The 21,948-nt window shown below is 72.2% G+C and carries 12 protein-coding genes; all 12 read left to right on the forward strand.

Going from position 1 to position 21,948, the window contains the following annotated elements:
- The first annotated feature begins 19 nt into the window (after nt 1-19).
- From ACSQ18_RS09330 to hrpA, 12 genes are read left to right on the forward strand one after another with little or no spacing between them, the layout of a single operon-like run.
- Nucleotides 20-1,618 carry a dolichyl-phosphate-mannose--protein mannosyltransferase gene (locus tag ACSQ18_RS09330; protein WP_436036958.1) on the forward strand — a complete coding sequence of 533 codons (1,599 nt, stop codon included), beginning with the start codon at nt 20-22 and terminating at the stop codon, nt 1,616-1,618.
- A 56-nt stretch (nt 1,619-1,674) separates the two neighbouring features.
- The gene (locus tag ACSQ18_RS09335) at nt 1,675-2,625 is read left to right on the forward strand and encodes an FHA domain-containing protein (protein ID WP_436036960.1); all 951 of its coding nucleotides are present in this window, start codon (nt 1,675-1,677) and stop codon (nt 2,623-2,625) included.
- Between the two features lie 2 nt (nt 2,626-2,627).
- Nucleotides 2,628-3,773, forward strand: a complete 1,146-nt coding sequence (locus ACSQ18_RS09340) for a serine/threonine-protein kinase (RefSeq protein WP_436036962.1) — start codon at nt 2,628-2,630, stop codon at nt 3,771-3,773.
- Between the two features lies 1 nt (nt 3,774).
- Nucleotides 3,775-9,696 (forward strand): Ig-like domain-containing protein, encoded by a 5,922-nt coding sequence (locus ACSQ18_RS09345; protein WP_436036964.1) that lies wholly within the window; start codon nt 3,775-3,777, stop codon nt 9,694-9,696.
- Nucleotides 9,697-9,739: 43 nt separating this feature from the next.
- Entirely contained in the window at nt 9,740-10,705 is a 966-nt protein-coding gene (locus tag ACSQ18_RS09350) for an AAA family ATPase (protein ID WP_436036965.1), read from the forward strand.
- Entirely contained in the window at nt 10,702-12,060 is a 1,359-nt protein-coding gene (locus ACSQ18_RS09355; RefSeq protein WP_436036967.1) for a DUF58 domain-containing protein, read from the forward strand. Before ACSQ18_RS09350 ends, ACSQ18_RS09355 begins: the two co-directional genes overlap by 4 nt.
- Nucleotides 12,057-14,540 carry a transglutaminase domain-containing protein gene (locus tag ACSQ18_RS09360; protein WP_436036969.1) on the forward strand — a complete coding sequence of 828 codons (2,484 nt, stop codon included), beginning with the start codon at nt 12,057-12,059 and terminating at the stop codon, nt 14,538-14,540. The genes ACSQ18_RS09355 and ACSQ18_RS09360 overlap by 4 nt, the downstream gene beginning before the upstream one ends.
- Nucleotides 14,541-14,589: 49 nt before the next feature.
- On the forward strand, nt 14,590-15,909 hold the full coding sequence (locus ACSQ18_RS09365; protein WP_436036970.1) for a DUF5684 domain-containing protein: 1,320 nt from the start codon (nt 14,590-14,592) through the stop codon (nt 15,907-15,909).
- Complete coding sequence (locus ACSQ18_RS09370; RefSeq protein ID WP_436036971.1) at nt 15,906-16,739, forward strand: PP2C family protein-serine/threonine phosphatase; 834 nt, start codon at nt 15,906-15,908, stop codon at nt 16,737-16,739. The genes ACSQ18_RS09365 and ACSQ18_RS09370 overlap by 4 nt, the downstream gene beginning before the upstream one ends.
- Nucleotides 16,740-16,771: 32 nt before the next feature.
- A complete protein-coding gene (locus tag ACSQ18_RS09375) occupies nt 16,772-17,221 on the forward strand; it encodes a hypothetical protein (protein WP_436036973.1) in 450 nt (149 codons plus the stop codon).
- Complete coding sequence (locus ACSQ18_RS09380) at nt 17,218-17,943, forward strand: hypothetical protein (RefSeq protein WP_436036975.1); 726 nt, start codon at nt 17,218-17,220, stop codon at nt 17,941-17,943. Before ACSQ18_RS09375 ends, ACSQ18_RS09380 begins: the two co-directional genes overlap by 4 nt.
- Before the next feature lie 26 nt (nt 17,944-17,969).
- Nucleotides 17,970-21,947, forward strand: a complete 3,978-nt coding sequence (gene hrpA / locus ACSQ18_RS09385; RefSeq protein WP_436036977.1) for an ATP-dependent RNA helicase HrpA — start codon at nt 17,970-17,972, stop codon at nt 21,945-21,947.
- Nucleotide 21,948: the final 1 nt, after the last annotated feature.

The following is a 21,948-nucleotide window of genomic DNA, read 5'->3' on the forward strand; positions in this document are numbered from 1 at the left end:
CCAGCATAGGCTGGTGCCCGTGACGAAGACGGTCGAGCCCTTGCTGCCCGAGCTCCCCGACGCGCGCGCCTCCTTCTACGACCGTTGGCGCACGCGGATGTCGGCCGAGCCGCGGCTGCGGCGCCTCTACGGGTGGGTCGTCCCGGCCGTCGTCACGCTCGTCGCGGCGGTGCTCCGCCTGTGGAGTCTGGGGCATCCCCACGTCCTCGTCTTCGACGAGACCTACTACGTGAAGGACGCCTGGAGCCAGTGGGTGCTCGGCTACCCCGCCACGTGGCCCGAGGGCGCGAACGAGTTGTTCGTGTCCGGCCAGACCGACGTCTTCACGACCGACCCGAGCTTCGTCGTCCACCCGCCGCTGGGCAAGTTCCTCATCGGCATCGGCATGTGGATCTTCGGGCCCGAGTCGTCGTTCGGCTGGCGCATCTCCGCCGCGCTGTTCGGCACGGGGTGCGTGCTGCTGCTCTACCTCCTGGCCAAGAGCATGACGGGGTCCATCGTGTTCGCCGGCACGGCGTCGGGTCTGCTCGCGATCGACGGACTCGGCATCGTCCTCAGTCGCGTCTCTCTCCTGGACATCTTCCTCACCTTCTTCGTGCTGCTCACGTTCTGGTTCGTGGTGTTGGATCGACGACGGCACGTCGACCGGCTTGCGGCGGTAGTCGTGGCGCGCGCGCGGGGCGAGGACGGTCCGCTCTGGGGCCCTGTGCTGTGGAACCGGCCGTGGGTGGTCGCCGCGGGCGTCGCGGCCGGCGCGGCCACGGGGGTCAAGTGGTCGGGGGTGTGGGTGCTCGCCGCGGTGGGCCTGTATCTCGTCATCAGCGATGCGCTGGAGCGTCGCCGGCTGGGCGTCGTGTACTGGCCGGTCGATGCGGTGCGCCAGGGGCTCGTGTCCTTCGTCCTGCTCGTTCCGGTGGCCTTCGTCGTCTACCTCGCGTCGTGGACGGGATGGCTGACGACCACCGGCGGCTACGACCGGCAGTCGGCGGATGCCGACCCCGCGACGGGGCTGTTCGCGTGGGTGCCTCTTCCCCTGCAGAGCCTGTGGCGGTACCACGAGACGATCTACCGGGCCATGCTCAACATCACCGCCGAGCACAGCTACATGAGCCCGGCGTGGCAGTGGCCCCTGCTGTGGCGACCCACCTCGATGCACGCGGCATCCACGATCGACGGTCAGGACGGCTGCACGGGCGGCACCAACGGATGCCTCGAGGTGCTCTACAGCATGCCCAACCCGCTGCTGTGGTACGCATCGGTGGCGGCTGCCGTCTACCTCGTCTACCGTTTCACTCTCGACCGCGACTGGCGACACGCGCTCGTCCTCGTCGGCATCGCCTCGACGTGGCTGCCGTGGCTCTTCTTCAGCCGCACCGTGTTCCAGTTCTACACGGTCGCGATCTGGCCGTTCCTGCTGCTGGCCCTCGTCTTCGCCCTGCGCGACCTCGCCGGCGGGAGAAGCCGCGATCCCGACCGGCGACGAGCGGGACGACGCACCGTGGCGGTCTTCCTCGCCGTCGCGATCGCCGTCTCGGCGTTCTGGTATCCGCTGTGGTCGGCGATGCAGGTCCCCTATGACTTCTACCGCCTGCACAATTGGTTGCAGGGGTGGGTGTGAGGCGCGCGGCCCACGCCGCACTCGGTCCCGTCGCCGCGGCCATTTAGGCTGTTCTCGTGTTCACCTATGCCGTCGCCCGCGACCCCGCAGTCGCCGGCTACGCCATGGTGTCCGAGCGTTTCCTCGCGGTCGTCTCCGCCGACGCCGACGACGCGACCGCCCTCCGACTGTGGCGGGCACTCAGCTCATCCGATTCCGGTGTGACGGCGGGCGACGGCGACTCTCTCGCCGCCGACCTGGCATCCGTGCTGGCCGCGATGTCCGCCGAGACGCCCGCGGCCGACCCCGGGTTCGCCGCCGTGGCCGATTTCGCCGTCGTCGAGCTCGTCGACGCTCCCACCCGATCGGTCGCCCTCGCCGTCCGCGGCGGAGCACAGATCGTGCTGGCCGGCGGCGACGTGCGCACCGGCGAGGGTTCGTTGACATGGCGCGAGAGCGCCGCAAGCGAGGTCGCCGGGCTCACCCTGCAGCTCGGGCCCGCCCCCGCCCTCCTGGGGAGCCTTCCCCTCGGGCGCGGCGTCGTGCGGGCGGATCGCCTCGACTGGGGGCTGCCCGCGGAGGAGGCGGCTCCGCCCGGGCCGCCCGTGGGAACCCTCCGCCGTGAGCATCTTCCCGAGCCGGCCGACGACCGCACCGAGTTCAGCCGCGTGCATCGGCGCGGCGGCACGCGTCCCGTACTGCGACTGAGCGACGGCCGCGAGCTGGATCTCGATCTCCCCGTCGTGTTCGGACGGTCACCCAAGCCGGCGGCGCACCCGGGCGCGCGGCTGATCACCCTGCCCTCACCGCGGCGGGAGATCTCCGGCGCGCACCTGGAGGTGCGTCTGGATGCCGAGGCGGTCATCGCCCGCGACCTCGGCTCCACCAACGGCACGATCGTGCGCGATCCCGACGGCGCGATGCAGCTCCTGCGCCACGGCGCCTCCGCGGCGCTCGCACCCGGCGCCACCCTCGACCTCGGCGACGAGGTCATCGCGACGGTCGGCGTCGCCGACGGCGGGAGGTGAGCGTGGCCGCCCGTCTGCCCTCCTCGCCTCCGGTCCTCGGCGGCTTCACGTACGTCCGCCCCCTCGGCACGGGCGGGTTCGCCGACGTCTTCCTGTTCGAGCAGAATCTCCCCCGGCGGCCCGTCGCCGTCAAGGTGCTCCTCAAGGACATCGTCGACGAGGGGCTCCTGCGGATGTTCAATGCGGAGGCCGACGTCATGGCCCGCTTGAGCTCCCACCCCTCGATCCTCACGGTGTACGAGGCGAGCATCTCCGCCGACGGACGCCCGTACCTCGTGATGGAGTACTGTCCGACGTCGCTGACCACGAGGTATCGACGCGAGGCGATCCCCGTGGCGGAGGTGCTGCAGCTCGGCATCAAGATCGCCTCCGCGCTCGAGACGGCACACCGCTCGGGACTGCTGCACCGCGACATCAAGCCGTCGAACATCCTGGTCACCGCGTTCGGTGCGCCCGTGCTCAGCGACTTCGGCATCGCCGCGGCGGTGAGCGGACGGACCGGAGCAGACGAGGTGTTCGCCATGTCGGTCCCCTGGAGCGCGCCCGAGATCGTCGATGAGAAGATCCCCGGGTCGATTCCCGCGGAGGTGTGGTCGCTCGGCGCGACGGTCTACTCGCTCCTGGCGGGCCGGAGCCCGTTCGAGCGTGCGGGCAGCGGCCAGAACACCCGCGAGCAGCTGAAGACGCGCATCCGCCGCGCCGCGTATACGCCCGTCGGCCGGGCGGACGTCCCGCCCCGCCTCGACGGCGTGCTCGCGCGCGCCATGAGCAAGGATCCCGCCGCCCGCCACGCCTCGGTGGCGGAGTTCGCCTACGATCTGCAACTCGTCCAGCACGAGATGGGTCTCGCGCACACGCCGATGGAGGTCGCCGTCGACGAGTGGGCCACGGCGGGGGCGGCGATCGACTTCGCGGACGACCGCGCGCGGGGCCCCGTGCGCCCGTCCGTCGCTTACGCGTCGCGGCGCGCCGCCCGGGCCGCAACCCCGCACACCCGTCGCGCCCCCGACGACGGCACGGTCCTCGCCGGATCGGAGCCCTCGCCTCCTCGCCGGCGCGGCCTGCGACTGGCGCTCCTGCTCGGGAGCGCGGCCGCCGTGATCGCCGCCGGCGTGACCGTCGCCTCGTTGATCGCGGGAGGGGGCTGACGTGTCCGACCCGCTCCGTCGTCGCCGGCCCCGCACCAGCACCCTCATCGGTGCCGGTGCGGTCGTCGTCGTGGCCGGGCTGGTGACGACGCTGGCGGTCATCTGGCCCGGCTTCGACGCGCGGGAGACCCCGCTCGACGACGGGACGCTGTGGGCGGTCCAGACCGGTGCCGGCGACGCCTACGCGCGGGTGAATCTGGAGCTGGGCGAACTCGACACCGTGAAGACCGCCGAGAACGCGAGCTCGCTGGCCCAGACGGGCGATCGGCTCTTCGTCTTCGCCGACAGCGACACCCAGTTCGCCGACGTCGACATGGCCACTCCGGCCGACCTCACGGCGACGACGACGGATGCTTTCACCCGCACCCCGCCCGGCACGGTCGACGTCGCCGCGGCGGGCGACTTCCTCGCCTTCCGCACCGACGTCGGCGGCGTCTGGGTGGCGACGCTCTCCGGTGGCGGGGACGCCGTCGCGATCGACCCGTATGCCGACGTGGAGGTCGAGGAGGGGCAGGAGCGGCCGCGGTTCGCGGCGACGGCGAGCACCGTCGATGCCGACGGCGTCGCGTACCTCTATTCGGCAGCGGAGTCGCGCGTGCTGCGCGCCGACGCCCGCACGGGACGGATTCTCGGTGAGGATGCCGTCGACAGCGCTCCCGCGGAGGTCCAGCTGACCGCTGTCGGCGGCCGCTGGGCGCTCCTGGACGAGGCCACCGGCGGGGTGCGCGTGCAGGGCCGCGACGAGGAGATCGCCACAGGCGCCGTCGTCGGCGCGCGGTTGCAGCGTCCGTCCACCGGCGCAGGAGACCTCTTCCTCGCCGATCCCGAGGGACTCGTCCGCGTATCGCTCGACGGTGGGACCGCAGAGCGGACCGTCACTGCACCGGCATCCGGTCTGGGAACGCCCGCCGCGCCGCTGACACAGGCCGGCACCACCTTCGCCGCGTGGCTCGGCGACGGCGAGAGCGGCGGCGCACTGTGGACCACCGATGCTCCGACGCTCAATCCCCTGGACTACGGGACGGCAACGCTCGGGGAACAGGTCGATCCCGAGTTCCTGACCGACGGCGCGCGCGTCGCCCTCAACGAGCGGAGCTCGGGCTGGGTGTGGACGGTGCCCGAGGGGGCCCTCATCGCGTCGTCCCAGCAGTGGGCCCTCGAGGAGACGTCGGAGGCGGCGCCCGACGACGACACCGTCGCCGACCGGGTCATCGACCCCAAGCCGCCCGTCGCCGAGGACGACGCCTTCGGCGTGCGCGCCGGCTCCGTGGCGGCTCTGCCCATCCTCCTGAACGACCACGACCCGAACGAGGACGTCCTGAGCGTCGAGGTCACCTCGCTGAGTGGGTTGGCCCCGGCGTTCGGGTCGGTCACCATCGCGGGCGCGGAGCAGACCCTCGTGGTCGACGTCGCGCCCGACGCCACGGGAACGGCGACCTTCCGCTACCGCGTCACGGACGGCACCTCGGCCGACGGGCTGCTGTCGAACGAGGCCACGGTCACCCTGACCGTCGTTCCGGACGACGTCAATCGCCCGCCGACCCGTTGCGATCCCGACGACTGCCTCGCCGATCCGCCGCGACCCACCGTCGTCCCCGGCGGCACCGTGACGGTCGACGCCCTCTACGGCTGGATCGACCCCGACGGCGATCCGATCTATCTCGCCTCGGTGGAGAACGAGACCGGCATCGGCACGGCCGCCGGTCAGCCCGACGGCACCGTCACCTACCAGCATCCCGACGCCAACGCGGACGAAGCGGTCGACGTGACCCTCGCCCTGACCGTCGCCGATGCGCGCGGCGCGACGACGCGGCGCTCCATGACGGTCGCCGTGACCCCCTCTCCGCGCCTGACGGTCGACTCCTTCGCCCTCGTGGGCGTCGCGGGCACTCCGCTGTCGATCGATGTCGACGCGCACGTGAGCGGAACCACCGGCATCCCCCTCCTCACCGGCGCCGTCGTCCTCGACGAGAGCGCCGCCTCGGTCGCGGCCAACGCCGCCGACCTGAGCATGGAGTTCGCCGCGGAGGCACCCGGGTCGTACTTGCTGCAGTACACCGTGCGCGATGACCGCGGCGAGGAGACCGCGACGATCCGGGTGACCATGCGCGACCCGGCCGAGACCGTCATCTCCACCCCGCCGCTCACCGCCTTCGTGCGTCCGAGCGAAGACGCGACCGCCGACGTGTTCCCGGCGGTGACCAACCCCGCCGGACGCGTGCTGCTGCTGAGCGATCTGCGACCCGAGAGCGCAGCCCAGGCGACCATGAGCGTCGACCTGGTGGGACAGCGCATGATCCGGGTGAGCGGCACCACCGACGACGGTGCACCGGGCGTGCTGGGGGTCGTGCGCTACACCGTGTCCGACGGCACGGGCGCCCCCGCCGCGACGGCGGCCGGCGAACTGACCGTCATCCTGCTCGACTCACCGCAGAGCGACCCCCCGATCGCCGTGGACGACACCGTGACGGTGCGGGCCGGAGCGCAGATCGACATCCCCGTCCTCGGCAACGACAGCGCACCCGCCGGTGCACTCATCTCCGTCGACCCGTCGACGATCGTCAACGAGTCCGGCGCAGGACTGGCCTTCGCGACGAGCCGGCTCGTGCGCTACCTCGCACCCGAGGAACCCGGGACCTACAGCGTCGGCTACACGATCTTCCGCCTGGGATTCCCCGACGCGACCGACACGGCCCGTGTCGTGATCACCGTGGTCGGCGACGAGGCCAACCGGGCACCGCTCCCCCGCGTTCTGGAGGGGCGGGTGCTCAGCGGCGAGTCCGTCCGCATCCCGTTCGACCGGTTCGGTGTCGATCCCGACGGCGACGCCGTGACGCTCGACCGTGTACTCACGCAGCCCGCTCAGGGCGGTACGGCGACGATCTCGGCCGAGGGCGACGCGATCGTGTACACCAGCCCGGTGGGCTTCAGCGGACAGGACGCGTTCCGCTACCAGGTGCGGGATGCCGAGGGGGCTCTCGGGCAGGCCGAGGTGCGCGTGGGCGTGCTCGCCTCCGAGTCGGACCCCAGCCCCGTGACGTTCAGCGACTACCTGCAGATCCAGGTCGGCGCCGACAGCGAGGCACGCGTCCGGCCCGCCGACAACGACGTCGATCCCGCCGGCGGCGCGCTGACGCTCGAGTCGGTCGTCCCGAACGCGCCGGAGGGCTCCGCGGAGTTCGACACCCTGGCATCCCTCCTCGGGACGATCGACGACGGCGAGGTGACCGTCCGGGCCGGCGAGACGCCCGGCACGTCGTCGTACGTCTACACGGTCCGCAATCAGACCGGCGACACCGCGATGGGACTCATCGTGGTCAAGGCGGTGCCGATGCCCGTGCCGGACTACCCCGTCGTGACCGACACCACCCTGACCATCGAGACGCGCGAGGCGTTCCCGACGGGCGTCGACGTGCTCTCGGGCAAGGTCGCGTGGAACACGGGCGACGTCGACGGCCTCACGCTGTCACTGTGGGGCTCGCACCCCGGGATCGAGGTCGACGGAGCGCGCATCCGCGGCCAGATCCCCTCCGAGTCGCTCCTCATCCCCTTCCGCGTCACCGGCACCTCCTTCGACGGCACCGAGGTCGTCTCGTACGGCTTCCTGCGGGTGCCGGGCGATCAGGACGTCCGACTGTCGTTGCGCGCCGACGCGGCACAGATCGACGTGCGGGAGAACGAATCGCGCGACCTCGACCTCGCGGCCGCCATCGCCGTCCCCGAGGGGCGCACGCTGCAGGTGGATGCCGAGGGCGTCCGCGCCGGCGGCATCCGCGTCAACGCTCGCTGCGAGAGCGTGTCGGGAACGACGATCCGCTACACGGCGGGCGCGGACTCCCCCTGGACCGACACGTGCGTCGTGCCCGTGAAGCTCGACGTACAGGATGACTACACCTACCTCACGATCCGCGTCGTGGTGGAGGCGGAGGACCCGGAGCCGTTCCTGCGGAGCGCATCGATCACGGTCGGCCCGGGCCAGACGCAGGAGTACGACCTCACGACGATGGTCGGCTGGGCGGGCCGCGAGGACTGGGACAGCCTGGAGTTCGCCGACGGATACCGGGGCGACCAGTTCGAGGTCAGCCGATCCGGTTCGGTGCTCACCGTCACGGCGCAGGACGACGCCCGACCTGGCCGCGAGGAAGCGGTCTCGGTGGCGTTGCCGAGCCACCCCGACGCGACGGCGGCCGCGCTGAACCTCACGGTGGGACCCGCTCCTTCTCAGCTGCCCAAGGGCGGCACGGCGAGCCAGCGATGCTCGCAGGCCGACGGTGCGTCTTCGTGCACGATCACCGTGATCGGCACCTCGGGCGAGATCAACCCGCTGCCGGGCACGCCGCTGGCCCTGGTGTCGGTCGGATCGCCCGCCAACTGCACGGGCGTGACCTTCACGAAGGCCAGCGCTACGGCCGTGCGCGCGTCGTGGTCGACGGATGCCCCGGGGGCCGCCGACTGCACGGCATCCTTCGTCGTCGCCGACGCGCAGGGACGCACCTCGGCAGGTGACCGCAACGGAACGATCCTGCTCGATCTCCAGGGTTTGCCCGCGGCGCCCACGCGCGTCGACTGGATCGGCTTCACCGGCGACAGCGTTACCCTCCGGGTCATCGCCGACACCCGCTCCTACCCGGCCGTCGACGGATTCCGCATCCGGGCCGGCGGGCGGGTCGTCGCCACGTGCGACGCGGCGGGCGCGTGTCCTGCGATCCCCGCCGAGCTCGGCACGCCCGTCACCTACCAGGCGACCGCGTACAACTCGGTCGGCGAGTCCCGCAGCGACGTGCAGGTGTCGGCGTGGGCGTACGCCGCGCCCGCCGCGCCGACGGGATCGATCGTCGAGCCGGTGCCCAACGGCACGAGCGGCGGTGTCGCGAACATCACCATCACGGGGATCGACGACTCCACCGGCACCGTGACGCTCTCCGGTGGGAGCGGCGGCGACGTCACCCAGCCGGTGCGGGGGTCGAGCGTCACCTTCTCCGGCTACGTCATCGGTTCCAACAGCCCCACCCCGCTCACGGCGACGCCGCTGACGCGCTTCGAGCTGCCGCCGATCCCGGGCGGCTCTCAAGCCGGAGCCGCGTACTCGTTCCGGGCGAACGGCATCGGCGCGCCGGCGCTGACGCTTGAGGTGACCGCATCGCGCAGCTCCAATCCGGGGACCGTGACGGCGACCGCGACCGTGTCCCCCAACGGCGTCGGCGACCGCATCCTCGTGGGCTTCGCAATCGACGGCGGCACGTGCGAGCCGACGCTCGTGCTCGGCGCCGACGGCGGGACGACCAGCCGGACCTTCGAGAACCGCGATCTCTGGCGGGAGAGCACCGTGACCGCCTGCGCCGTGACCGAGCGCAGCGGCCAGAGCTTCGGACGCGCCGAGAAGTCGGGTTCCGCGACCCCGACCGAAGGCATCCCCGCTCCGGATGCCGGGTCGTACTCGATCTCGCAGACGAGCACGTACCTGTGGGATCGGGTCAACGGCCCCGGATACTCGAACTCGGCGCTCTATCGCGTCTTCTACAGCAAGGACGGCGGAGCGAAGACCGACGACTTCGCGAGCCTCTTCGGCCCGGACCAGCTCGGTCAGCATCCGGGGACGATCCAGGCCTACTACTGCGTGCGCTTCAACACGTCGCGGTGCGGCGACCCCGTCACCGTGACGCCTGCGGCCGGCGCGGAGTACACGGCCCGCGTGTCGTTCCCCACCGAGCAGTGCCGCAGCGAAGACACCACCGCGCCGAGCCCCACGGTGACGGCCAACCCCGCCGACTATGCACTGTCCACCACGTCGACCGCCGACGACGCCGGGGTCGTGACGTGGACGTGGACGCTGACCTGGCAGAATCGGCTCTCCTCGTTCGGTTCCGTGACACAGTCGCTCACGTGCGCGCCACCCGAACCGGAACCCGAGCCGGCACCGTGATCCAGATCCCCTATTCCTCCCCCCGTTCCCCGAGAGGACACCGATGACCGTCACCGCGGAGCAGACCGCCTGGTTTCAGGAGACCTTCACGACACTCGTCGACAACGTCGAGCAGGTGGTCCTCGGCAAGCGTCACGTCGTGGAGCTCGCCTTCACCGCGATGCTCTCGGAAGGACACCTCCTCCTGGAGGACGTCCCCGGCACGGGCAAGACGTCACTGGCCCGCGCGATGGGACAGACGGTGCAGGGAACGAGCACGCGCATCCAGTTCACGCCCGACCTCCTCCCCGGCGACGTCACGGGCATCACCGTGTACGACCAGCGCAGCGGCCAGTTCGACTTCCACCAGGGGCCCATCTTCGCGAACATCGTCCTCGCCGACGAGATCAACCGCGCGTCACCCAAGACGCAGTCGGCGCTCCTGGAGGTCATGGAAGAGGGGCAGGTCACCGTCGACGGCGTCACGCGGCGCGTGGGCGTGCCGTTCCTGGTCGTCGCGACGCAGAACCCCGTGGAGCAGGCCGGCACGTACCGGCTGCCCGAGGCGCAGCTGGACCGCTTCATGATGCGCACGAGCCTGGGGTACCCCGATCACGCCGCCACCGTCCGCATCCTGGAGGGCAGCTCGACGATGCGTCGCGAGGTCGCACCGGCGATCACTCCGCAGGGCGTCATCGGCCTCGCCGACATCGCCCGCGACGTGTACGTCAATCCGCTCGTACTGGACTACATCGCGCGCATCGTGGAAGCGACCCGCCTGGCGGCCCAGGTGCGCATGGGCGTGAGCGTGCGCGGCGCGCTGGCGCTCACGAAGGCGGCCAAGACCTGGGCGGTCGCGCACGGCCGCGGCTACGTGACCCCGGACGACGTCAAGTCGCTCGGCGAGGCTGTGCTCGCCCACCGTCTGATCCTCGACCCGGAGGCCGAGTTCGACGGTGTGACGGCGGAGGCGGTCATCGGACAGGTGCTGCTGGACACCGTGCCCCCCAGTCAGAGAGAGACCGTGTGAGCTCGAACACCGAGTCGCGTCTGACACGGGCCTCCGCGGCGACGGGAGGCACCGGATACTCCCGCACGCGCTATTCGACGGCCAGTTCGTCGACCGCGCTCGCGCTGCGCGGTCTGCGCTGGTGGCGTCGCGCCCAGGCAGGCGTGGGAGCGGCGGCGGAGTGGGTGTCGGGCACGCTGTCGGTCGCGGGCTGGATGCTGGTCGCGACGGCGGCCCTGGGCCTGGTTCTCGGATTGTCCTTCGGGTGGATCGAGTTCGTCGTGGCGGGCGTGCTCGCCGGCGTCCTCGTGCTCCTGTCCGTCCCGTTCCTCTTCAGCGCGCGCGCCTACGACGTGGACCTGTCGCTCGGTCATGACCGGGTCGTCGCCGGCACGCAGGTGTCGGGAACCCTCACGGTCACCAACGTCGGTCGCGGGATCGCCCTGCCGGGCAGGATCGACATCCCCGTGGGCGAAGGGCTCGTCGACGTCTACATCCCGCTCCTGCGTCGCGACCACCACCACGTCGAGCAGGTGGTCGTCCCGACGCACCGGCGCGGTGTCATCCAGGTCGGACCGGCCCGCACGGTGCGCGGCGATCCGCTCGGCATCCTGTCCCGCGAGGCGACGTGGGCCGACATGCACACGCTGTGGGTGCACCCCGTGACGACGCCGCTGCGCAGCACGAGCGCGGGGTTCATCCGCGATCTCGAGGGGAGCGCCTCCCGCACCGTCGTCGACGCCGACATCTCCTTCCACGCGATCCGCGAGTACGTCCCCGGCGATGCGCAGCGCCAGGTGCACTGGAAGTCGACGGCGAAGACCGGCACGCTCATGGTCCGCCAGTACGAGGAGACCCGGCGCTCGCGCATGGTCGTCGCCCTCGCCGTGTCGGAGTCGGAGTACGCGACCGACGACGAGTTCGAACTCGCGGTGAGCGCGGCCGCCTCGATCGGTGTGCGCGGCATCCGCGACGGCCGCGACGTCGACGTCGTGCTCGGCGGCGAGGTCCCCGAGTTCGTGCGTGCCTCGGCCCGCACGATCCGAGAACTGGCGACCGTGAGCGCCCGGACGCTGCTCGACGACCTCAGCGCCGTCGAGCGCGCCGCCCGAGCCAGCGCACTCGGCGAGGTGACCTCGCTGGCGTCCGAGATGCATCCGGACGCGTCGATCGCGTTCCTCGTGTGCGGCTCGACGCAGACGGCCCGATCGCTGCAGACGGCCGCCCTCGCGTTCCCCGCGAACGTCGGCGTCGTCGCGGTGATCTGCAACCCCGAGGCGGAGCCCGGCTACCGGCGGCTCGGGTCGGTCTCGGTGATGTCGATCGGTCTCCTCGACGACCTGCGCCAGCTGCTGGCCCGAGGGAGCCAGGCATGAGCGTCGCCCCGCTGCAGAGTCGCCGCTCACGCCGCCAGTCCTTCCGCGCGGACCGGCCGACGACCCGCCTGCTCGTCGTCAGCGCCGTCCTGCTCGACCTCCTCTTCCTCGTCGGCGCCGTCTCCGCGTGGCCCATCTACCGCACCCCCGCGTTCGTGCTCGTCGTCGCCGTCGCCCTGGCATCCGCGCACATCCTGGCGTGGGCAGGCGTGCGGTGGCGGCTGTCGGGCTGGTGGCTGTCGCTCCTCACCTTCGGCGTGTACGTCGTGCTGGGCCTGCCCACCGTCGCGCCCACGATGATGACCGGCGGTGGTGATCAGCTGCTCCGCGGGTTCCTCGGCGTCGTGACGGCACCGGTCACCGGCTGGAAGGATCTGTTGACGCTCGATCTCCCGCTCGGCACCTACCAGACCACGCTCGCCCCCGTCTTCCTCGTCTGGATCGCCGTCCCCACGGCAGCGCTGTCGCTCGCCTGGCGCGCCCGACGGCTGTGGGTGCTGGCGCCGATCCTCGGCCTCTTCCTTCCCGTCTTCGGGGTCCTGTTCGGGGCTCCGACCCTCAGCGACCCGCTGCGCTGGGGCGGTCTGGTCGTGCCCGGTCCCGTCGAGATGGCCGTCGGCGCCGCAGCGGTCCTGCTCGCGCTGGCCTACGTCGTCTGGCGCACGCTCGACGACCGACGCCGCGCGCTGCGGGCGGCCGAAGCGGCCACCGGCATCCGTACGACCAGTCGCAGCGGTTCGGCGACCGCAGGCCGGGCCGCGATCTCCGCTGCGATGGTCGCCATCGCCCTGGTGGCGGGCGCGATCGCCGCACCGATCGCCGTCGCGGGACAACCGCGCGACGTCCTCCGAGAGCGGATCGACCCGCGTCTGGAGATCGAAGCACAGCTCTCGCCGCTCGCCCAGTACCGCTCCTACTTCGCCGACGACCGGTTCGACGAAGTGCTGTTCGCCGTGACCTCGGACGTCGACCGGGTGCGGCTGGCGACCCTCTCGTACTACGACGGTCGGCTGGCGCGGGTCATCGACCCGGCCACGGGCTCGGATCAGGCGACGGCTTTCGTGCGCGTACCGTCGTCGCTGCCGGCGCCCTCGGGCACCCGCGCCACGACCGCCGAAGTGACGGTGCTGGACTATTCGGACGTCTGGCTGCCCACCGTGGGCTCGCTCACCGGCGTGCAGTTCCGCGGCACCGGAGCGGCGGGGCTCTCCGACGGCTTCTTCTACAGTCCCGATGCGCAGACGGGCGTCGTCCTCGGCTCGACACCGCTCGGCCCGGGGGTGTCGTACCGTCAGGCGGCGGCCGTCGAGACGACGGAGCCGGCCGTGTCCGAACTCGTGCCGGGGCGCAGCGCGCCGCACCTGCCCGCCGAACTCGTCCCCGAGAGCCTCATCGACTGGATGCGCGCCCAGGAGGCGCCCGGCGGCGGCGAGGGTCTCGCGTTCCTCATCGAGCGGCTGCGCGCCCGCGGATACCTGAGCCACGCACTGACGATCGACCCGCAGAATCCGCCTCTGTGGCGCGCCGAGCTCGGCGGGGCCGGGTTCGAACCGAGTCGTGCGGGCCACTCCACCGATCGCATCGACGCGATGTTCACGGCGCTCCTGCAGCGCCAGGCGGATGTCGGAGGCGACGACGACGCGCTCCTGGTCGCGGCGGTGGGCGACGACGAGCAGTTCTCGGTCGCGGCGCTCATGATCGCCGACCAGTTGGGCTTCGCGTCGCGCATCGTCCTCGGCGCGCGACTGACCGGCGACCAGCTGCCCGCCTGCGAAGACGGCGCCTGCCGCGGCGGCGACCTGTCGGCGTGGCTCGAGGTGCAGGACGCGTCGGGCGTCTGGGTGCCGGTGGACGTGACACCGCAGCACGAGAACGGCATGTCCCCCGACGATCTGCAGGTGCGCGACCCGGAGGTTCCCACGGAGGTCCACCAGGAGAACGCCGAGCAGGTGCTCCCGGGCGACGCCGACCCCGCCGACGCGGGCGAGCGACCCGACGACCCCGTCGTCGACTCGATCGACTGGAGCGCGGTCTGGGCGGCGGCGCGCATCGGCGGCATCGCCTTGTCCGCCCTGCTGATCGTGACGGGTCCGTTCCTGCTCATCCTGCTGGTGAAGGCTCTGCGCCGGCGGGCGCGGCGGGCAGCACCGGATGCCACGGACCGTATGACCGGCGGATGGGACGAATACGTCGACGCCGCGATCGACAGCGGCCTTCCAGGGCCCGGGACGCGGACCCGACAGGAGGTGGCGACGCTGCACGCCCGCGGCGACACGACGAGCCGCGTGGCGCTGCTGGCATCGTGGGCCGACCGGTCGGTCTTCGACGCGGAGGCGCCGACGACGTCGGACTCCGATCGATTCTGGGAGATCGTGGAGTCCGAACGAGCCCGCTTGATCGCCGAGCGAGGATGGTGGGCGCGCCTGCGCGCGAGGCTCTCGCTCAGGTCACTGGTGCGCCGTAGCGGGCGCGTCCGGTGAGGCGCACGGACGAACGACGGGAACGACATACGGTGAGGGGTCGAGGACAGTGACGGGACAGATCGTGGCGGCGGAGCAGATGGCGGGGGCGATCGGGTTCCTCACGGTGACGCAGGCGATCGTCGCCGTCGGCGTGTACGTGTGGATCGCGCTGGCTCTCTCGGCGGTGTTCCGCAAAGCCGGAGCGGCGCCGTGGAAGGCGTGGGTCCCGGTGCTGAACGCCTGGACCCTGTTCGAGCTCGCGGGCATGCGCGGCTGGTGGGCGGCCGTCATCGCCGGCGGCGCGATCGTCGTGGGCGGCGGCGCGGTGGCACTCAGCGGCATCCTCGGCGCGGCCGCCCTGGAGGCGTCATTCGGGGGCGACCCGGGCGGTGCCCAGGCGGCGCTCGCGGCCGCCGCTGCCTTCCCCGCCCTGCTGTGGCTCGTCGTGTTCGTGCCCGCATTGATCCTGCAGATTCGGATGCTCCTCGGCGTCAACCGGGGCTTCGGCCTGGGGGTCGGCCACACGGTGCTCGGGGTTCTGCTCTTCCCGGTCTGGGCGAGCATCGTCGGGTGGGGCTCGGCGCGTTGGCTCGGCCCTGCCGCGCCCGCCGCATCTGCTCCCCCTCAAGTGGCGATGCCCGCCGCCCCCGCCGCTCCCGCGGTTCCCGCGCTGGCGGATTTCACGTCGCGTCCCGCCCCGGCCCCCGCCTTCGGCGATACCCCCGTCTTCGGCAGCGCTCCCGCTTTCGGCGGCAACGGCGCCTTCGAGGCTCCGTCCACTCCGCCCGCCTTCTCCGCGGGACCCGCCCCGAGTTTCGGCGCACCGAGCCGCCCCGCTCCCAACCCGTGGGCGCCCCCGGGCGCGCCGACTGCGGGCACGGCACCGGCGTCGACCTCCGCCGGTGTCGGGGCACCTGCGACGGCCCCGACGAGCACCCCGCCGTCGGCGGCGGGCACACCGGCATCCGCGTTCCTTCCCGCGCCGGCAGCGGCCGCGCAGGCGCCGTCCGCTCCGGCCACGGGCGAAGTGGAGGAGCGCACGGTGCTCGCCGGACGCCGGCTCCCCGCGTGGTCGCTCGTCCTTCCGGGCGGAAACACGGTCGGGCTGCGCGGTGACGCCGTCGTGCTCGGGCGCAATCCCGTCGCCCCGGCTCGCGCGTCCCAGGCGCAGACGGTCGCCGTGGACGATGTGACCCGCACCGTGTCCAAGACGCACGCCCTCCTCACGCTCTCGTCGTCGGGGTGGGTCGTCACCGACCTCGACTCGACGAACGGCGTCTTCGTGGGCGCGTCGCCCGACGCGGGCGCGGAGGTGATCGGGTCGGCCGCGGTCGACGGCCGCTTCTTCCTGGGCGATGCGATGTTCGAACTCCGGTCGGACGGATGACGTCGCTCCAGACCCGGGCAGGCGCCCACACCGATGCGGGCCGTCGTCGCGACGTGAACGAAGACGCCTTCCTCGCGCGGATGCCGGTCTTCGTCGTCGCCGACGGGATGGGCGGTCACGACGCGGGAGATCGGGCGAGCGCGGCGGTGATCGACGTGTTCCGGCCGTTGACCGAGCGCGGCCACCTGACCGTCGACGACGTCACGCGCGCCGTCGACACCGCGCACGCGGCCGTCGCCTCGATCGCGGCGAGCACCTCCCGGGGCGCCGGCTCCACCCTGACGGCGCTGCTGGCCGTGCGCCACGACGACGAGCAGCGCTGGCTCGTCGTCAACATCGGCGACTCACGCGTGTACCGGCTGCTCGGCGACCGTCTGGAGCAGGTCACCGTCGATCATTCCGTGGTGCAGGAGATGGTGGATGCCGGACGGCTCGCGCCCGCCGACGCCGCCGGATTCCCTGGTCGCAACGTCATCACCCGCGCCGTCGGCGAGGAACGCAGCCCCGCGGATTACTGGCTCCTACCGATCGTCACCGGCGAGCGCCTCCTCCTCTGCTCCGACGGCCTGTCCGTCGAGCTCACCGATGAGGCTCTCCGCGCGGGGCTGATGCTGGGCGGCGCTCCCGCGCGCACGGCGCACGCACTCGTCGCTCAAGCGGTGGCCCTCGGCGGCCGCGACAACATCACGGCGGTCGTGGTGGACACGGTCGCCGGAGGCGTGAGCCCTCGCAGCGACGACGTGACCGGAGGGTTGTCGATGTCGGCCGATTCCACCACGATCGAAGTGGCGACGATTCGCAGCCGTCGCACGCGAGCACGAGGTCGATAACGGATGCACGGATGTGGACGAGAGTGAAGCCGATGAACGATGACGATGAGCGCACCGAGATCCGGCGCGATCTGCCGCCCCTCGACGAGCGCACCCGCGCGGTCGATCGTGCCCCCGAACTCCACGCCCCCGGCACGGCTCATGCTCCCGCGACACCGGGCACTCCTGTCGCACCGCGTGGACGAGCGACGCGACCGGCCGCCGTGCGCACCGCCGCCCCCCGGCCGGGCGACCGCCTCGCACACGTTCCCGGGTCCACCGCCGAGGACGCGTCGTACACCGTGAGGCGGGAGCCGCTGCCGACGATCGACCGTCCCGCGACATCCCCCGGCGCTTCGCGCGTGCGTTCCGACGCCCGGGTCGTGCGGGAGGTGGGAGTGAGTCGTCGCGCGCGCCTGACGGTGGCGGTGCTCGTGGTCCTCGCCTTCGTCCTGCTCATCGTGGGTGCGGTCGCCGTGCTCGCCGTGCTGGTGGCCTCGTGACCGACGTCATCGACGCGACGACGACCGTCGCCGATCTGCAGATCGAGTTCGCCGGCGAGTGGTTCTCCCCCGAGCGACCGGGTCCGTTCACGATCGGCCGCGAGGGCGACCTCGTCGTCGACGAGAACCAGTACCTGCACCGCCGGCTGCTCGCGTTCACGTACGAGGGCGGGCTGTGGTGGCTCGCGAACGTCGGGCAGTCGATTGGCGTGAGCGTGTCGACGGGCGACGGCGTCTACCAGGCGATGCTCGGGCCGGGAGCGAAGGTGCCGCTCGTCTTCCCCCGCCTCGTGCTCCTGTTCACGGCCGGCCCATACACCTACGAACTCGTCGTGCTCTGCGCCCAGGCGGCGTTCCACTCCGCGCCGTTGGTCGCGGACGTCGACGACCCGCACCACATGACGATCGGGAGCGTCTCGCTGACGCCGAGCCAGCGCCAGCTGGTGGTGGCGCTGTGCGAGCCCATGCTGCGCGACGGCATGCTCGGTCAGAGCCAGATCCCGACGTCGGCCCAGGCCGCCGCGCGGCTGGGGTGGCCGCTGACGACCTTCAACCGCAAGCTCGACGCCGTCTGCGACAAGCTCGACCGCGAGGGCGTGCCGGGGCTGCGCGGCGGCGTCGGCAAGCTCGCCACCAACCGGCGCGCGCGTCTCGTCGAGCACGCGCTCCTGTCCCGTCTCGTCATCCCGGCAGATCTGGCCCTCCTCGACGCGCCGTCCTGACCCGCGGCGGCCTACGATGGAAGGCCATGTCTGCGCCCGTCCTCACCTACCCGCCCGAGCTGCCCGTCAGCGCGGCGCGCGAGGAGATCGCGGCGGCCATCGCCGCGCATCAGGTGGTGATCGTCGCCGGGGCGACCGGGTCGGGCAAGACGACGCAGCTCCCCAAGATCTGCCTGGAGCTCGGTCGCACGAGCATCGCGCACACGCAGCCCCGGCGGCTCGCGGCTCGCACGATCGCCGAGCGGATCGCTCACGAGATGCAGGTGCCCCTCGGCGGCGTCGTCGGCTACAAGGTGCGCTTCACCGATCAGGTGTCGGCAGAGACCCAGGTCGCTCTCCTGACCGACGGCATCCTCCTCAACGAGATCCATCGCGATCGGCTGCTCCGCCGTTACGACACGATCATCATCGACGAGGCGCATGAGCGGTCGCTCAACATCGACTTCCTGCTCGGCTATCTGACCCGCATCCTTCCCGAGCGCCCCGACCTCAAAGTGATCATCACGTCGGCGACGATCGATCCCGAGAGCTTCGCGCGCCACTTCGCGACAGGTCCCGAGAGCGACCGTGTGCCGGCACCGGTCATCGAGGTGTCCGGACGCACGTACCCCGTCGAAATCCGCTACCGTCCCCCGACGGCGGCGGCCGAGGGAGCCGACGGCGACGACATCGATGCTCTCCTGGCGGGGCTGCGCGAACTCGATCACGAGCCCGCGGGAGATGTGCTCGTGTTCCTGCCGGGCGAGGCGGAGATCCGCGACGCGACGGATGCCGTCCGCGGCATGTATGCGAACGACGCCCGCCCCACGGAGGTGCTGCCGCTGTACGGTCGGCTGTCGGCCGCCGAGCAGCACCGCGTGTTCGAGCCCTCCGCGGTCGCGGGAGTGCGGCGCCGGGTGATCCTCGCCACGAACGTCGCCGAGACGAGCCTCACGGTTCCCGGCATCCGCTACGTCGTCGACGCCGGCACGGCGCGGATCTCTCGCTACAGCGCCCGGTCGAAGATCCAGCGCCTGCCCATCGAGGCGATCTCCCAGGCGTCCGCGCAGCAGCGCTCGGGGCGGGCGGGACGAACGTCGCCCGGTATCGCGATCCGCCTCTACGCGCAGGAGGATTTCGAGGCGCGGCCCGCCTTCACCGAGCCCGAGATCCTGCGCACCTCGCTGGCCTCCGTGATCCTGCAGATGCTCGCGCTGGGATTCGGCGACATCACCGCCTTCCCCTTCCTGACACGGCCCGATTCCCGGGGAGTGAAAGCCGCGCTCGAGCTGCTCACCGAGCTGCGCGCCGTCTCGCCGCCGCGGCCGGCGGCCCGCCGGGGACGCGGACACGACGAGCGGCCCCCGCGGGGCGACGGGCCGCCGCAGTGGCGCCTCACCCGCACGGGGCGCGAGATCGCGCGCCTTCCCATCGACCCGCGGCTGGCCCGCATGCTGATCGAGGCCGAGCGGCTGGAGGTCACCCGCGATGTGCTGGCGATCGTCGCGGGCCTGTCCATCCAGGACGTCCGGGAGCGCCCGTCGGCGGAGGACGGCAACCGCAGGGAAGAGGCCGAGAGGCTGCACGCCCGCTTCATCGACCCGACCAGCGACTTCCTCACTCTGCTCAACCTGTGGAACCACCTGCAGGAGCAGCAGCGCGAGCTCGGCTCCAGCGCGTTCCGGCGGCTCTGCCGCGCCGAGCACCTGAACTACGTCCGCGTGCGCGAGTGGTTCGACGTGCACCGTCAGCTCCGCACCCTCACGCGCACGTCCTCCCCTCGCGAGGCGGCGGGAGCGGCCGACCCGGATGCCGTCCACCGCGCCATCCTGTCGGGGCTGCTTTCGCACATCGGCATCCTCGACACGCGCAGCCTCGCGGCCGGCGCCGCGGACAAGAAGCGCCGTCCGCTCGCGCAGTACCGGGGGGCGCGCGGCGCCTCGTTCGCGATCTTCCCCGGGTCCGGACTGCACGGGTCCAAGCGCGGGAGTGCGACACCGGATGCCGTCGTGGCGGCCGAACTCGTCGAGACCTCCCGGCTGTTCGCGCGCACGGTGGCCGTCATCGACCCGGCGTGGGCGGAGGAGCTCGCCGGCGATCTCGCGCACCGGAGCCTCAGCGATCCGCACTGGTCGAAGGACGCCGGCGCGGCGGTGGCGGCGGAGAAGGTGACGCTGTTCGGGGTGGAGATCATCCCGCGGCGCCGCGTGCAGTTGGCGCGCACCGACCGGGCGCTCGCGCGGGAGCTGTTCCTGCGCCACGCCCTCGTCGAGGGCGACTGGAACAGTCAGCATCTCGACAAGCGACTGACGGCGTTCGAGCGACGCAACCTCGAGCTGCGCCGACGGTTGGAAAAGCTCGAGGAGCGCGAGCGCCGACGCGACATCCTCGTCGGTGACGAAGCCGTCTACCGCTTCTACGACGCCCGGGTTCCCGCCGACGTGTTCGACGCGCGCTCGTTCGAGACGTGGTGGCGCGAGACGTCGGCGCGCACCCCACGACTCCTCGACATGACCGAGGCCGACCTCGTCGACGACGCCTCTCGCGCCGGCGAGGCCGACTTCCCCTCGCGCTGGCAGCAGCGCGACCAGGTGCTGTCGCTCGCCTACCGGTTCGAACCCGGAGCGCCCGACGACGGGGTCAGCGTCGTGGTGCCCCTCGCCCTCCTGGCGCAGATCTCGGCCGAGGGCTTCGACTGGCAGGTGCCCGGCATGCGTGACGAGCTCATCGCAGCGCTGCTGCGCGCCCTGCCGAAGTCGATCCGCCGCCACGTGGTCCCCGCAGCCGACTGGGCCGCGAAGCTCGGCGCCGAGCTCGCCGCCGACGGGCCGGAATCGCACGACGGCGTGCCGGCTCAGACCCTGCGCGCCGCCCTCGCCGCACGCATCCAGCGGGTCGCGAACCAACCCGTCACCGCCGCGGACTTCGATCTCGATCGGGTGCCGGCGCACCTGACGGTCTCGTTCCGCGCCGTCGACGAGCGTGGCCGCGCCCTCGGCTCCGCGCGCGACCTCCCCGAGCTGCAGGCCCGGTTGGCCGGCAAGGCACGCACCGCCGTGGCCCGTTCGCTGTCGGCGACGCCGGCCGCTCCGGGGAGCGCCGCCGTCGCGAGGGCGACAGCGGCGGCGCCGACGGGACCGTCGACCGGCGCGACGGTGGCCGAACGCGCGGGGCTCACGACGTGGGATCTCGACGAACTGCCTCCCGTCGTCGACACGCGGGTGGCCGGCGGTGTCGTGCGCGGCTATCCCGCGCTGGTCGACGAGAAGGACTCCGTGGCGGTCCGCATCGAAGCAACGGCCGAGCGTGCTGCGCGCCTCACGCACGACGGCGTGCGGCGTCTCCTGCTGCTGGCGGTGCCCTCACCGTCGGCCTACGTGCTGGAGCATCTCACCGCCGCCGAGAAGCTCGCCCTCGCGACGTCGCCGTACCCGTCCGCGAAGGCGCTCATCGAGGACGCTCGGGTCGCCGTCGCCGACGCCGTCCTCGCCCGGACGACTCCCGAGGTCCGCACGCGCCACCAGTTCGAGGCGGTGCGCGCGGCGTTCTCGGCGGTGGTCGTGGAGGAGCTCTTCCAGGCCGTGTCGCTCGTGGCACGCATCCTCACGCGCCTGCGCGACGTGGAGCGGGAGATCCGGGGACAGAACTCGATGACCCTGCTCGGAGCGCTCGGCGACGTGAAGGGGCAGCTCGCCGGGCTGGTCTTCCCCGGCTTCGTCTCGCGCATCGGCCTCGCCAGATTGGGGCACCTCCCCCGCTACCTCGAAGCGGCGGCCGACCGCGTGCGCGGGCTCGCCGACAATCCCGGTCGCGACCGCCAGCGGATGACCGAGTTCGAGCGCGCCGCGGCGTCCTTCCTCGAGGCCGGAGGCGCCGTTCCACTTCCCGCCGACGCTCCCCCTGCGCTCGAGCGCACCCGGTGGCTGCTCGAGGAGTACCGCGTCAGTCTCTACGCGCAGCGCCTCGGTACCGCCGAGCCGGTGTCGCCGCAGCGCATCGCCAAGGCCCTCTCCGGTCGCGAGTAGC

Origin of the sequence: Microbacterium sp. LjRoot45, from assembly GCF_964253325.1 — a bacterium.
In the GTDB taxonomy this organism is placed as follows: Bacteria; Actinomycetota; Actinomycetes; order Actinomycetales; family Microbacteriaceae; genus Microbacterium.

Coding starts and splice junctions, on each gene's coding strand:
- ACSQ18_RS09375 (WP_436036973.1), top strand. CDS start 16,772: ATGAACGATGACGATGAGCGCACCGAGATCCGGCGCGATCTGCCGCCC.
- ACSQ18_RS09370 (WP_436036971.1), top strand. CDS start 15,906: ATGACGTCGCTCCAGACCCGGGCAGGCGCCCACACCGATGCGGGCCGT.
- ACSQ18_RS09350 (WP_436036965.1), top strand. CDS start 9,740: ATGACCGTCACCGCGGAGCAGACCGCCTGGTTTCAGGAGACCTTCACG.
- hrpA (WP_436036977.1), top strand. CDS start 17,970: ATGTCTGCGCCCGTCCTCACCTACCCGCCCGAGCTGCCCGTCAGCGCG.
- ACSQ18_RS09360 (WP_436036969.1), top strand. CDS start 12,057: ATGAGCGTCGCCCCGCTGCAGAGTCGCCGCTCACGCCGCCAGTCCTTC.